At 61.7% G+C, this 13,583-nt stretch carries 15 protein-coding genes and 1 pseudogene; 5 read left to right on the top strand and 11 right to left on the bottom strand.

Annotated elements, in window-relative coordinates; genetic code table 11:
- Positions 1-46 precede the first annotated feature (46 nt).
- Together LB518_RS11620 and LB518_RS11615 are read right to left on the bottom strand one after the other, a co-directional pair.
- A complete protein-coding gene (locus LB518_RS11620; protein WP_224577603.1) occupies positions 47-823 on the bottom strand; it encodes a Crp/Fnr family transcriptional regulator in 777 nt (258 codons plus the stop codon).
- A gap of 63 nt (positions 824-886) precedes the next feature.
- Positions 887-1,771 carry an MBL fold metallo-hydrolase gene (locus tag LB518_RS11615; protein WP_224577601.1) on the bottom strand — a complete coding sequence of 295 codons (885 nt, stop codon included), beginning with the start codon at positions 1,769-1,771 and terminating at the stop codon, positions 887-889.
- Positions 1,772-2,077: 306 nt separating this feature from the next.
- On the opposite strand from LB518_RS11615, the gene LB518_RS11610 reads away from it, so the two are divergent.
- Complete coding sequence (locus LB518_RS11610) at positions 2,078-3,844, top strand: thiamine pyrophosphate-dependent enzyme (RefSeq protein WP_224577599.1); 1,767 nt, start codon at positions 2,078-2,080, stop codon at positions 3,842-3,844.
- A gap of 77 nt (positions 3,845-3,921) precedes the next feature.
- Complete coding sequence (locus tag LB518_RS11605; RefSeq protein WP_224577597.1) at positions 3,922-5,736, top strand: YbhB/YbcL family Raf kinase inhibitor-like protein; 1,815 nt, start codon at positions 3,922-3,924, stop codon at positions 5,734-5,736.
- Between the two features lie 207 nt (positions 5,737-5,943).
- On the opposite strand, the pseudogene LB518_RS11600 reads toward LB518_RS11605, so the two are convergent.
- The 5 genes and pseudogenes from LB518_RS11600 to LB518_RS11580 all read right to left on the bottom strand — a co-directional run.
- A pseudogene (locus LB518_RS11600) lies at positions 5,944-6,084 on the bottom strand (IS3 family transposase); the annotation flags it as partial.
- Positions 6,085-6,758: 674 nt separating this feature from the next.
- Positions 6,759-7,286, bottom strand: coding sequence for a DUF4142 domain-containing protein (locus tag LB518_RS11595; protein ID WP_286198668.1), 528 nt, complete (start codon positions 7,284-7,286; stop codon positions 6,759-6,761).
- 88 nt (positions 7,287-7,374) lie between these two features.
- Positions 7,375-7,695, bottom strand: a complete 321-nt coding sequence (locus tag LB518_RS11590) for a con-10 family general stress protein (protein WP_224577593.1) — start codon at positions 7,693-7,695, stop codon at positions 7,375-7,377.
- 213 nt (positions 7,696-7,908) lie between these two features.
- Complete coding sequence (locus tag LB518_RS11585) at positions 7,909-8,721, bottom strand: DNA adenine methylase (RefSeq protein WP_224577592.1); 813 nt, start codon at positions 8,719-8,721, stop codon at positions 7,909-7,911.
- A gap of 200 nt (positions 8,722-8,921) precedes the next feature.
- Positions 8,922-9,437 (bottom strand): host-nuclease inhibitor Gam family protein, encoded by a 516-nt coding sequence (locus tag LB518_RS11580; RefSeq protein ID WP_224577590.1) that lies wholly within the window; start codon positions 9,435-9,437, stop codon positions 8,922-8,924.
- A gap of 157 nt (positions 9,438-9,594) precedes the next feature.
- On the opposite strand from LB518_RS11580, the gene LB518_RS11575 reads away from it, so the two are divergent.
- The gene (locus LB518_RS11575) at positions 9,595-9,816 is read left to right on the top strand and encodes a hypothetical protein (RefSeq protein WP_224577588.1); all 222 of its coding nucleotides are present in this window, start codon (positions 9,595-9,597) and stop codon (positions 9,814-9,816) included.
- A 496-nt stretch (positions 9,817-10,312) separates the two neighbouring features.
- A complete protein-coding gene (locus LB518_RS11570) occupies positions 10,313-10,522 on the top strand; it encodes a hypothetical protein (RefSeq protein WP_224577586.1) in 210 nt (69 codons plus the stop codon).
- A gap of 497 nt (positions 10,523-11,019) precedes the next feature.
- On the opposite strand, the gene LB518_RS11565 is transcribed toward LB518_RS11570, so the two are convergent.
- Complete coding sequence (locus LB518_RS11565) at positions 11,020-11,259, bottom strand: hypothetical protein (RefSeq protein WP_224577584.1); 240 nt, start codon at positions 11,257-11,259, stop codon at positions 11,020-11,022.
- 100 nt (positions 11,260-11,359) lie between these two features.
- Positions 11,360-11,569 (bottom strand): hypothetical protein, encoded by a 210-nt coding sequence (locus tag LB518_RS11560; RefSeq protein WP_224577582.1) that lies wholly within the window; start codon positions 11,567-11,569, stop codon positions 11,360-11,362.
- Between the two features lie 253 nt (positions 11,570-11,822).
- Here LB518_RS11560 and LB518_RS11555 point away from each other — a divergent pair, with 253 nt between their 5' ends.
- Positions 11,823-12,530, top strand: a complete 708-nt coding sequence (locus tag LB518_RS11555; RefSeq protein ID WP_224577580.1) for a Crp/Fnr family transcriptional regulator — start codon at positions 11,823-11,825, stop codon at positions 12,528-12,530.
- Between the two features lie 12 nt (positions 12,531-12,542).
- Here the strand turns inward: LB518_RS11555 and LB518_RS11550 are convergent, their stop codons facing one another.
- Both LB518_RS11550 and LB518_RS11545 read right to left on the bottom strand, forming a co-directional pair.
- Positions 12,543-12,785 (bottom strand): DUF6894 family protein, encoded by a 243-nt coding sequence (locus LB518_RS11550; protein ID WP_224577578.1) that lies wholly within the window; start codon positions 12,783-12,785, stop codon positions 12,543-12,545.
- Positions 12,786-12,974: 189 nt separating this feature from the next.
- On the bottom strand, positions 12,975-13,346 hold the full coding sequence (locus LB518_RS11545; RefSeq protein ID WP_224577576.1) for a response regulator: 372 nt from the start codon (positions 13,344-13,346) through the stop codon (positions 12,975-12,977).
- Positions 13,347-13,583 lie beyond the last annotated feature (237 nt).

Genomic DNA, 13,583 nt, shown 5'->3' with positions numbered 1-13,583 from the left:
CCGCGCCAAATGTCGGCTCAGATCGATTGCCGTCATCATCGACAGTTCAATCGCTTTGCAGAAGGCGGTCATATTCACCCTTGATCAGTTCGTAGCAGTTGCATGATGCTGCCTCGAGCCCCTTGCGATCGGTGATCGTAATGGAGCCACGGCCATATTGGATCAATCCGCCGGTCTGCAATGCCGCTGCCGCCACGCTGACGCTGGGCCGGTGGACGCCCAGCATCTGAGCGAGAAACTCCTGGGTCAGCGGGAATGTATCACCCTCGACCCGATCATGCGTCTGCAGGAGCCACCTCGCACAGCGCGCCGACACCTCGTGCAAACGGTTGCAAGAGGCGCCTTGAGCAACCTGATTGAGCAGCGCCATCAGATATCGGAGGAGAAGTCTGTTCAGCACCGGGGAGTGGGGAAGAGCACGTTGGAAGTCGCGAACGCGCATTCTCAGGGCTTCGCCTGGGATCTGAACCATTGCCCGGTTCGGCACAGAGGGGGTATTCAGCAGGACAGGAAAGCCCGCCATGCCCTCAGGCCCAATGGTGGCGAACTCCACGATATCGCCGTCCTCGGGCTCATTGACCATCGAGACGACGCCTCTCTCGACGAAATAAACATGCTCGATCGGCTCAAGTTGTTCGTGGAGGACCATCTTTAGCGGCAGCTGAACCCGGTCGAAATTTGGAATAAGGGCTTCAAGTTCCTGTTGCGGAATCTTGGACAATAGCTTGTTCTTGAAAATCATTGCGGCTCTCTCGGTTCTTGAGGACGGCAGCTTTGAATGCCGCCTGCCGAAAAGCAGCACGCCTTCGAACACGCCATTCATCGGCGTGTTCCGAGAGCCAATCGTACGCTCTCCATTGGGCGACGGATTCTTGCAGCGATCGGGTCAGAGCGGACGATAGGCTGACCCGTCGTCGACGACCGCAGGCATGCTGCGGTAGCGGCCACGGCGAGGGACCGCGATTTCGGCGAACTCCTGCGCCAGACGATCGAGCACATCAGCAAGATGCGCACCACTCAGGGAAGGGCCGTGCCCTGTCACCATCGTGAGGGGTCGAAGTCTGGCCAGCGCAGCGGTAGAAGACGCAGCGGCTTGCCAATCGATTGTGTAGTACTTAGGCGGGCCGTGCAGTTCAGGATATTGGAGGAGGATCGAGCTTAACGATTCCTGCGCGGTTGTGATGACGGCGTCCCCGGCGATCAGTGTCGCATCGGCTTCGCGCCACAGGGAGATGTGGCCCACGCTGTGGCCAGGGGTGTGGATCCAGCGCCAACCCGGCATACCCGGCACGCTGCCATCTGCGGGCAGCAATCGAAGCCGGTCTCCGAGATTGATCGGCCCCCGTGGGTAGAGCGGTGCCAGAACCGCCATCAGGCCGCCGCCCACAGTGCCGTCTCCAGAAGGATAGCGTGCGCGTCCGTCGAGATAGGGGTGCTCGAGTGGGTGGGCATAAACAGGCGCATCCCAGTCTGCCGCCAATCGTTCTACAGCTCCGACATGGTCGAAATGTCCATGCGTCAGGATGATCGCCGCGGGTCTGGCCCCTTCGCCGAACCGCGCTGCCGCAGCCCTGCGGATGGGACCGGCGCTACCTGAAAGACCGGTGTCCACGAGAACCCAGCCACGATCACCCGCTCCCGGGACACCGCAGAACACGACATTGACCATCAGGACCCTGCGATAAGTTATGTCCTGCAGGACCTCGGCCAAATGTCCGGCACCGACTGGCGCCATCGCCGATTGCGGAGGAACGGCAAGCTGTTGGAGCATGATTGCTCTCCGTGGTCGGCACCAAAGAAGTGAGACAGGCCTTCGACGAACGCGGCTTATTGCGACTGATCGATCGCGTGGGGCGGCATGTTCCCCGACTGGTTTCCATCGGAAGAGTGTGCAATCGCCCAGTAGACGACAACGCCAACGACGACGATAGCCACCACGATCGAGATCATTCGCCCGGCATTCATGAACATCTCCCCTGTTTCGTGCTGCTGGAACAATCGGTCCGAGCAATTGTTCCACGCCGCGACTGGCCCGCTCCGCTGAGATGCGGGCATTGCCCAGCTGCGGAGAGCTACGATGCCGAATTCAGCCGATATTCTTGTTGAGACGCTCATTCAGTGGGGCGTCAAGCTTGTGTTCGGGCTTCCAGGGGACGGCATCAACGGTGTGATGGAAGCGCTTCGGATCCGGCAGGATCGGATCGGCTTCGTGCAAGTGCGTCATGAGGAGTCGGCTGCATTCATGGCCTCGGCCTACGCCAAATGGACCGGCGGCCTTGGGGTGTGCATCGCCACCTCCGGGCCCGGCGGGGCGCATCTGCTCGCCGGCCTCTACGATGCCAAGCTCGACCAGGCGCCGGTCCTGGCCATCACCGGCATGCAGTTTCACGACCTCATCGAGACCTTCACGCAGCAGGACGTCGACCTGACGCGGGTTTTCAACGACGTGGCGGTGTTCAACGCGCAGGTGAGCGATGCCGCGCATATGGAGAACCTTGCCAGCCTCGCCTGCCGTTCGGCGCTGAGCCATCGCGGCGTCGCGCATCTTTCGATCGCCAATGACATCCAGGAGCAGAGCCTCGGGGAGACAGCGCGGTCCAAGCGCAACCGCCCCGGTCACACGCCGAACCGCTGGTTCGAAGGGCGCCGGCTTCCGACCGAGGAGGACCTCGATGCGGCCGCGGCAATACTGAACGGAGCTGAACGCGTCGCGATCCTTGCCGGGCGAGGCGCTCTCGGCGCCCGCGCCGAACTTGAGCAGACGGCCGATCTTCTCGGTGCGCCGATTGCGAAGGCGCTGCTCGGAAAGGCCGTCCTTCCCGATGACCACCCCCATGTGACGGGCGGAATCGGCATGCTCGGCACGCTGCCATCGCAGGAGGCCATGGAGCAGTGCGACGCCCTTCTGATCGTGGGATCAACCTTTCCCTATATCGAGTATTACCCAAAGCCCGATCAGGCCCGCGGCGTCCAGGTCGATCGGGACGGACAGCGCGTCGGTCTCCGCTTCCCGGTCGATGTCGGCCTGGTCGGTGATGCCGCGGAAACGCTGCAACTGCTCAACCAGCGCCTGGAGCGCAAGACAGATCGCAGCTTCCTGAGGAAGGCACAGGAAGGCGTCCAGCGTTGGCGCGCCATGATGGAAACCTCCGAGACAAACGATGCGGTGCCGATGAAGCCCCAACGGGTTGCGCGTGCCTTCGGTCTTCGCCTGCCCGATGACGCCGTGCTCGTCACGGATTCCGGCCAGAATACCGAGCTTGCCGCGCGCCATATCGACATGCGTGACGGTCAGGCATTCGGGGTGTCCGGTTCGCTCGCCTCCATGGCGTGCGGCCTTCCTTACGCGATCGCGGCAGGACTGGCATTCCCCGGTCGCCCCATCCTCGCGGTGGTGGGAGACGGCGGGCTCGCAATGCAGCTTGGCGAGTTCTCCACGGCAGTCCGCTACCGCATTCCGCTGAAGCTGCTGGTCATCAAGAACAACATGCTCAACCAGATTGCATGGGAGCAGATGATGTTTCTCGGCAATCCTCAGTTTGGCTGCGAGTTGCAGCCGATCGATTTCGCCATGGCGGCCGAGGCCATGGGCGGCATCGGCTATTCCATCACCCGTCCGGAGCAGATCGACGAGGTACTCGATCGTGCCTTCGCGGCCGAAGGGCCGGTGCTCATCGAGGCGGTCGTCGATGCGGCGGAGCCGATGATGCCGCCGAAGATGCCGCCAGACTATGCCGAGAATTTCCGCAAGGCTCTGCCGCATACACCCGGCCACGACGAGATCGAGGCAGTCATCGCCGAGGAGCCCGTGCGAAGCATGATGGAAGGCGCTTCGGGCGCCTGATCATTTTACGTGGCCGCTAGGGACCTATCAGCCTGCTTGGAAGTTCGGCTGATCGCTCAGTCCACGGGAGAAGCAGTATGCCAGTGAGGTCCAGCGTCTTTTCGGTCCTGTCGATGGCTGCGGTCACGATTACCGCTGCCCCCGTCCTCGCGCAGCCACGCGGCGAAGTCGGCAAATACTCTGACGTTGTCGTCGAGGGCTCAGTGCTCGAGCCGCGCTCGCTTGACGTTCCCTCCGACAAGGTGGCTGCGCTGCTCGATGTGCCGGACGGATTCCGTGTCTCGGTCTTTGCCGACAACCTCATCAATCCGCGTATGCTCGCCGTGTCCGATGCGGGCCGCCTCTATGCAACGCGGCGATCGGTCGGTGACGTCGTGTTGATCGAGGACAAGGACGGCGACGGCCATGCCGAGACGGTTCGCACCGTCGCCAGTCGCCCTGGCATGCACGGCATCGCCTTCGACGGCGAGAGGGTGCTGCTGGCGACCGTGAACGATGTCTATGAGGCGAAGGTCGAAACGGATGGAAGCTTTGGGCCCTTGCATCGGATCATCAATGACCTGCCCGATGCCGGCCAGCATGCCAACCGCACACTTGCGATCGGCCCTGACAGGATGCTGTATATTTCAGTCGGCAGCACGTGCAACGCCTGCGCCGAACCTAACCCCGAAAACGCAACCATCCTCCGTGCGAAGCCGGATGGCAGCAGCCGTACCATCTTCGGTCGGGGGCTGCGAAACACCATCGGCTTCGATTGGGAGCCCGGAACGGGCGCGCTCTATGGCTTCGATCACGGTATCGATTGGCTCGGCGATCAGGAGCAGGTCGAGGAACTGAATAGGATCGAGCAGGGGCGCCAGTATGGATGGCCGTACATCTATGGCGATGGCCAAGCCAATCCGCAGGACAATCCGCCGGAGGGCATGACCTTGGCGTCGTGGGCCGCGGCGTCCGAAGCGCCGATGCTTGGCTATACCGCCCACAGCGCGCCAATGCAGATGGCTTTCTATGATGGCACAGCTTTCCCTGAAGATTATCGCGGCGATCTCTTTGTCGCGATGCGTGGCTCATGGAACCGCCGGCCGCCCTCGGGATACGAGGTGTTGCGTGTCAAGTTCGAGAACGGAAGGCCGACCCGCTTCGAGCGCTTTCTCGAGGGTTTCCTCATTCAACAGCAGGACGGCAGCTACGGCTATCTCGGCCGCCTGACAGGCATTGCGGTCGGCAAGGACGGTTCGTTGTTTGTCGCCGACGATTCCAACGCCCGTATCTTCAAGGTGGCCTATGGGAGCGCATCCTCGGCAGCAGCCACGACGACGGCAAAGACGCCTAATACCGTCACATCGCCTGCCGCATCGGAGATCGCGATCAAGCTGCTTCTCCCGAAAGATCGGTCTGGAATGGCTGTGAAGGCGCCGTTCTCGGACGGCAGCAAGATCGCGACCGCCCAGGCTGCCGATGGCGACAATGCCTCGCCAGCGATTGGCTGGCGCGATACGCGGCCAGATACGAAGTCCTATGCCGTGATCCTCGACGATCCCGACGCTGCGGAACCAAAACCGTTCACGCACTGGATCGCGTACGATATTCCGGCCGGCGTCACGGAACTGCGCGAGGGGCTCCCGACTGAGCCTGTGCTGCAGGATCCAAAGGGCATGAAGCAAGGGATGAACAGCGGCGGGTCCAGTGGATACCAGGGTCCGAAGCCGCCCGTCGGGGATCCGCCGCACCACTATCACCTGCAGATCTTCGCGCTGGACGTCTCAAGCTTGGGCCTCAAGCCCGGGGCTGGACGGAAGGAGGTCCTCGAAGCGATGCGCGGCCATGTGCTGGCGGCAGGCGAGCAGATCGGGACCTACAAGCGCAGCGGTGTTGACAACGCCAGGAATTGATCGGCGGCGTGCGCCCTTTTGTAGCGGCGTGTTGGCTCGCGAGCATTGATGGCAAGCGGGACATTCAAACGACGTTCAGCGGTATTTCCTAACATACCCGTCGTTCAGGCAGGCGCCGCAAGTGAATTCTCGAGAGGGCACAGGTGACGGTAGTCGCTAAGAGGCGTTCTGAAGCGCCCCGGCTTCATCGGAGGCCGTCCGGTTTAGTCACGCCGCCATTTGCTGCTCACCGAGCATGACGTAGTAGCGCTCCTTGGCGTCGGCCGGCGGGATGTTACCGATAGGCTCCAGCAGCCGGCGTTGGTTGAACCAGTCAACCCAGGTCAGCGTGGCGAACTCGACGGCCTCAGAGGATCCAGCGTATCCAGCACTAAGCGGGCATGTGCGGTCCGGCTGACCCTCCAGCCGACAATGCGGCGGGCATACCTATGGCGGCACGAGCTCGGTATCGTTGAGGGTTGGCTCAGCGGGGGATTTGACGCTGCGGCTGAGGTCAAGCCGGCCATCGAGGCGGTGCTCGCACGGCAGAACGGACAGTTGCCGACGTCGCTGCGGTATTTCGAGGGGGCAATTGCCGATCAACCACGGCACCGCGGTCGCGCGGTCACCCAAGGGGCGAAAGCGCCGTCGGCCGCAGCCAAGATCATCGACTGGCGGACGGCGACCGATGAACAATGGCGGACGAAGCTCGGCGTCTGGGCGCGGCAGCGCGCTCGCTACGGACCGGAGCAAACATCGTGGCCGGAGTTCGCGCGATGGCGCTCGGATGATCCGATGGGCCCGCCTCCCGGGGATCCCGGCTGCCGCGCGCCTGCGGCGCTGGTCGATGAAGCAATCGCGGCGAGGGAGTCGGTGCCTCTAGCGGCGGGGCGGAAGCTATCATGGATGAAAAGGGTTCGCGGCGCGCGCGACGCGCCGATCCTCTGGCGCGGGCATGACGGTCGACAATCTCGCCCGCCGGACATTAGGCGATCTGGCCGGCGGGCGATTGATATTCGGTCAGATGAAGACGGTGGCCCGGGTCAACGCGGCTTGAGCGCGCCGGCCATCTCTTGATGATGCTGTAGCGTCGGCAGCATCTTGGCCGCCAGCCCGCGCAACGCGCCATTCGGGCCGGTCTCTGAGTAGCGAGTGAACAGCGCCACCGCGTCCTTGTGAGCGGCAATCTGCTGCTCGACATAGAGAGCATCGAAGTTCGGCCCAGCCGCTCCGAGCGCGTCGATCAACGCCTGATGCGGCGGATCTAGCGTCGTCGGCAGTGTCATTGTGCCCGCGGTCTGTCGAAGCTCGCGGTCGGCCTTGGTATGGTCAGTGATCATCATTTCAGCAAACGCCCGAACCTCCGTATCCTTCGAGCGGTCGAGCGCCAGCTGACTTGCCTGCACTTCGTAAAGGCCGGAGACCGCGGCCATTCGCGCGAATGCCTCGGCCCCGGCCGGTGTTTCGGCCCGGGTTGCACCTCCGCTGTCATTCGCCGCCTGGGCGAAGGCAAGCGATGGCAATGTGGCGATCCATGCGACTACCAGCGTCCTGGCTACGATCGAGGACATCAGTGACCTTCCTCCCGGATTTGATTTCCGGATTAAGCCGGCGGCTTGGATAAGGAGAGGCCCGCCTTAACGGCGGGCCTTCCGATCGTCAGCTCTGGCCACCCTTGCGGCCGGCCTCGGCTGCACGCTCGCGGTCGTTGGCAAAATTGCCGCTGCCGCCGCGTTCCGGCCCGCCCTGCTGAGACCCGGAGCCCGATTGGGACGCCTGTTGCTGGCCACCCTGCGAGCCCTGTCCACCCTGTGAGGCCTCACCGCCTTTGCGACCGGCTTCGGCCGCCATCTGGTGGTCCTTGGAGAAGCTGCGCTTCTCGTCCGGGACGCTCTGGCCACCCTTGCTCGCGATTTCGCGCTGCTTGTCATCGTCCATCGAAGCGAAACCGCGGTTCGACGTGTCCTGGTTGTTAGCCATGATCGTTTCTCCTTGTGTTTCATGATCCGCCGACTCGGTGTCGGCAGGTAGACAATGCCTTTCCTCAATATCGGTTCGATGGGGATCTACGTTTTTTCGAGCAAAGCTCAAGCTCAAGGCAACGTCTAAGCTTGCATCGAGTGCTCTATGCTATGCGCTCCGCGGTTGTTCCCAAGTTCGGCCGGCGGAAGCAGAAGACGTTCGCTCTGGTGGTTATGCGGACCCGCCGATCACGATCAGCTCGGCCTGCCCGGGCTTCTGATCGAAGCCGCCGGCCGTATAAGTGACAGTGGCTTCCTGGATCATGAAGCGGCCGAACGCGGCCCGCGTGTCCGGATGGTCGTTGACGCTGAGGATGAACCGCCCCTGCAGTCGCGCGAGCCGATCGGCCAGGCGATCGAAATCCGCCGGCGCGAACAGGCCTTTGCCGTAGTAGCCCTCGGTGCCGCGATAGGGCGGATCCAGATAGAATAGCGCGCCTGGACGGTCCCAGCGGTCGAGCAGTTCTTCCCATGGCAGGCATTCGAGCCAGACGCCGGCGAGGCGCTCATGTGCGGCCGCAAGGGTCTCGGTTAGGGCGACGGCGTTGAAGCTTGAACCGCCATTCCGACTGATTCCGAAGCTGCGGCCAGCCACCTTTCCGCCGAATGAAAGCCGCTGGAGATAGAGGAACCGGGCCGCGCGCTGCAGGTCGGTCAGCCGCTCTGGATCCTGACCCATCAGGCGCTCGAATTCGGCGCGGCTGGCGAGCTGCCATTTTAGCACGTCGAGTAGCGCCTGGTAGTGGTTCTGCAGGACGCGGAAGAAGGTGATGACGTCGCGGCTGATATCGTTCAGCACCTCGACCTTGGGTGCCGTCTGACGCCGGAAGAACACGCCGGCCATGCCGGCGAACACCTCGCCATATAGATCGTGCGGTGTCGCCTCGATCATGGCCGAGAGGCGGCCAGCGAGCTGCTTCTTGCCGCCGACATAGCCGGCGACGGGACGCGCCTTCGGAACGGCGCGGTGGGTATCTTCACGCATTTTCAACTCGGGATAGAGCACGCTCCGGCTCGGCGGGGCGGCGTTATCTCCAATTCCGTCGGGGCGGTCCCGTGCTAACAAAGCCGCCTGCCGGGCTTGCCCGGCCCCCGCTGCCATCGCGGGATCGGGCCGGAGCGGTTTATGTCGCTCCGGCCGATTTTGTGTCGCTGCAACTGGAATCCAGCCGCAGGGCTCGACGGTCAGCGCCGCTCGACGAGGTCCGCCGTGACGGGCGACACCGAGAAATCCTCGATCGGGTCCTCGAAGCTGATGCCCTTGATGCGCTTGACCTTGTCGCGCGCCTTGCCAACGGCCGCGAGGTCGAGGTCCTCCTTGACGCGGACGAGGTCAGTCAGGCCGCGCTTCTTCAGCGTCGCGATGATGGTGTCCTTGAGAACGGAATCGACCAGGACGCGTAGCCGGCCGAGTCGCCACGCGGCACTACCAGTCGGGAAGGTCGCCGTCTTGCTTCGCCCACCATCGGTGAGACGCTGCCGGTTCGCGACACAATAGGCCTGCACCTGAACGAACAGGCCCGACCGTTCGGTGATCAGCGGCTCGGCCGCCTTCTCCGCCGCGGTCGATGCCTTCTCCACAGCCTCGGCTTTCGTGGTCGCGATCAACGCCAACTCGCGATCAAGCTCGCCCATCCGGCCGATTGCGGCCGCACAGGATTCATCATCGGCCAAGGCCGGCGATTTCACTTCGTCACTCATGTCATCACCCGGAGAAAGCCGCCCAGTGGCGCGGGACGGTCGATAAGGCCGGCTGGCGTCACCGGCGGTTCGATGGTCGCGATCATTGACGGCCGCGCGACCGTGAACGAAAAGGGAACATGATCAAGTTCCGGGTTCGTTCACTGAGGCCCTGTCCATGACGGGCTTCGAGACGATAGGCGGCGCCTTTCAGGCGGGCTGCGTTGCCCGCGTGCGCTGCAATGGCAAACGGAAAAACGTGCCGAAGAGCTCACGCCCATGCGAATTCAGGGCTGACCTCGACATGCAAACACTGCTTTTGACGCGCGGACCGAACTTCCCGCTCGAGATGCTGCCGAGCCGGCTGATGTGTCCGAGCTGCGGCGGCCGCAATATGTAGGTCTTCTATTTTGTGCCGCCGGAGCGGTTGAGGTCATCCGGATGAGCGCCGGCATCGTCGTCGCGTCAGATTCGAGGCAAGCGCCCGCCTGCCTATGGCCGTCTCCCGCCGTCGCGTGCCTAGTGACGCGTGGGATGGACCGGCATTCGGCACGGCTGCTTCTCGTCTCAACGCTTGATCGCGTACTCCGACAGGTGGGACCCACCGACAACAGCCAAGCGGCCCAAATTCCGCTAAACACCAGCATTCATTGCCAGACCGTGTTCATCCGTCCGGCGCAGATGCATCAAACTTCTGTGCCTCTGCTTCTCGTCGAGCGCAAATGCGCATATTGTTAATCGGACGCTTGGTTTGTGCTTTGCAATATGAGTTGTGCATGGCAACCTGAGGAGGCGAGGCGGTCCTGCTTCCCCCAGAGCGACCGAGAGGAGCGATCCAACTCAATCCTCTGCCCGCCAGGGCCCTCGTACCTCCTCCCTGAAGACGAGGAGCAGCTATGGGATCAGCATTCAGAGACATTGAGCTACAATTGACCGAAGCGGCATTGGTCGCAGAGCAGATGACACCTGACGAGATCTCGGTTTTGTTTGCCGATGCGGCCCGCGCGATCAAGGAGTTGCGGACGGAGGTTGAAGACCTGAGGTCTCAACGAGGCCGCGTCACCGATGGTCCCTCGGACTACCTGCCCTCTATCGGGCAGCGCTAGACGGCAAAGCCCTGCGAGCCATCGCCGACCAGATGCTTGAGATTTTTCGTTAGGAGAATGTCGGCAAATGGCAGACCGTCCGAAGGTCGGGGACCTGGTCCGCATGGTGACCGGAGGACCGCTGATGGTCGTCGTGTCCATTGCCACAACACCGAATGGAACTGTCATGGTCGGCTGCGCACCCGTTCAGAAGCCAAGCCTAACCAAAATCGAGGTGCCCCTCGGACGCCTCACGACAGTTCACTAACCGGCGGCCGTCATCCGTCTTGCTTTGCTCCACCGTTACGATCGTGAGCGACCGTCCGTCAACGCCGCTTCAGCGCGAGAGCTGGTTTTTGCCGGAGCGAGCGTCGACATCCGCGCGCCATCTTATGGCACTAGGCAAGCGGCATTCCTTACAGTTGCGCGCGGATGTCCCTTAGCCCCTAGGTCCGAAACAATGAAGCCAGATGAGGGTCCGCCCTGCGGCGCCAAATGAGACCGTAGCGCGACTGTCATTATTGATCGCCCGCCGACAGGTCGGTGTCCCAAGGGATGCCGAGGCTCGCGGCCAGCGTCACGATGTCTTCGCCCTCGATTTGCGAACCCGCCGTGGTGGCTATCCACGCCTTGCGGCGCCGGAATGCGGGAACTTCGCGTATGAGGAAGCGCACTGCGTCTTGGAGCGTGTCGAACTCTTCGACATATAGCCTGTCTTCCAGGATGTGGACGACCGCAGGGGCGTCAGGATCGAGCATATTGATTAAACTCTAGCACTAAAGTTGCGCATGGGCCCGATCACCACTAGCCGAGCGCGGCGTGAGTTTCTATTTTGCCACCCTCTCCACCGACTCTCGGTCAAGCTGAGTGCATATGTCCGAGCATGATTGCAACTCGCCGCTTAGTCGCCTCATCCACTAAGCGCGCCGCGATTTCTTCCAACGTTACCGGCTCGCTTGGCCTGGTGGACTTGAGCCGCGCCGCTGTCCTGTCTACATCAAGAACAGAACTGTCTTCGGCGGCAAACAGTACTTCAGAGATAATGAGTTCACTCATCATTGCGGTCATCTGAGGTCCTCCTCAACAACCTGGACTATTGCCTTTAGTCTTCTGCGCTTCAAGAGCTAATTCTGTACGGTTTTGTACCTCAAGTCGCTTTCAGAAAAATGTTGGCATCGCTTCCGGCCCCTGATGTACGCATTCGTACCAAGTTGCAGCAGTAACCGAATATCCGGACGCTCTCGCCGTAAAAAGCCTATGGTTCACTGCAAGTAAGAGGATGACCCCGGCAGAAACCGCTGCATCCTAGTCAGGAGTGTCAGTGGCAATTGCCGAAGGAGTGCGTCCCCGCAATCGTCTGTTGCGCGCGATGAGCGAGCGTGACCTCGCCGTTCTGAAACCTGGCCTCGAGCGGGTTTCCCTTGATATGCGGATGAACCTGCAGCTTCCAGGTCGTGTTATCGAACGCGTCTACTTCCCGGAGTCGGCGATTGCATCCGTCGTCGCAGTTGGCGGTGATGACAGTCGCATCGAAATCGGCCTAGTCGGATATGAGGGCGTTTCCTCGCTGGCGGTCGTGCTGGGTGATCGACGCTCGCCGCATGAGATATTCATCCAGCTTCCCGGTTCAGGTTTTGAGTTGCCTGCGAATACGTTGACCTCGGCAATGGAAGAAAGTCCGAGCCTGCGCACTTTGATGCTGTCTTACGCGCACGCCTTCACAATACAAGTTTCGTGGACGGCCTTGGCCAACGCCCGTCTGAAGCTCGAAGGCCGGCTCGCCCGTTGGCTGCTGATGTCGCAGGACCGAGCTGAGGGTGACGAACTTCCGCTGACCCATGAGTTCATCTCGGTTATGCTCGGTGTGCGCCGCCCCGGTGTCACCGTCGCGCTGCAGATCCTGGAGGGCCGCGGTCTGATCCGGGCTGTTCGCAGCCGAATTCACATTCTCGACCGTGAGGGTTTGGAAGAGAGCGCGAAAGGCTTTTACGGCATCCCTGAGGCGGAATATCGGCGGCTCATCGGCTGAAGTTTCTCATGCTCATTCGACGAGCGCGATTGCCTCAGTGAACGACAGAGATAGAACGACCGCGCCCTGCTCATCGGTGATCTCGAACCGGCGACTCGAAATATCTATACCGGCGTGGATAGCATCGCTCATCATCATCTCGCGCGCGCCATCTATCGCCTCGCCTCGCGCGACATCGATGTCGGGAAGCTCCGATCCTTCGAGATCCTCGATAAGCCCGCCGCGCCTCACTTGATGGAAGAAATATCGAGGCATGGTTTGTTTGGCTTCGCTTGATCAACAGAAATTTGGTTGAGATCGTACCGTCGCACAATCTTCACAACTGCATATAGCGCCTGACCTTCCGATGCCCAGGCGGCTGCGCTGCAAGTTACCGACATCGAGTTCGTCCTTCAGAAGTCCGGCAGACGCTCGAACAAGCTGCGCTGACTTCTCCTAGCAGTGCTAACGAAACAGCCCTTCAACTGACGATACGAGGGCTGACGCCGCATAGGGCTTTCTCAGGAACGGAACTCCTTCCGGGAGTTCATCCTCGCGCGGCTCCCAATGCCCCGACGTCACGATCAATTTGACCGGCGGCCAGCGGTCCCGCACGGCGGCTGCAAGACGCAACCCGTTCATTGAACCGGGCATATCGATATCGGTGAATACTGCTTGGATGTCGATGCCCGATTCAAGGATTAAAATCGCTTGGTCGGCGTCCGACGCCTCAATCACTCTGAAGCCCGCAGTAATGAGATCGTCGGCGGTAGCCATCCGCAGTAACGGGTCGTCTTCGACTAATAGGATGACGGCAACTCGCGCAAAGTCCGACATTGGGCAGATCTCCGCGCTTCCACACTGGCAAACAGTAAGCTAGCACATACGTTCCATCGTGGAGCGCCTCTTTAGAAAGTTAATGCGCAGCTTGCGAACCAGTTTAGCATTATAGGGCGGCTATGCGCCGCTCTGTCGCGGGTGCAGCGATCTCGCTTGTGAGATCAAGACAATGATGCGCGGCGACCTGGGGCCACTCGTTGATCGCGGCTGCATGATGGCGGCCTCCGGGCGCAC

Origin of the sequence: Mesorhizobium sp. BR1-1-16 (assembly GCF_020165495.1) — a bacterium.
Taxonomy (GTDB): Bacteria; Pseudomonadota; Alphaproteobacteria; order Rhizobiales; family Kaistiaceae; genus Kaistia.
This window is presented reverse-complemented; position numbering and strand designations above follow the sequence as displayed.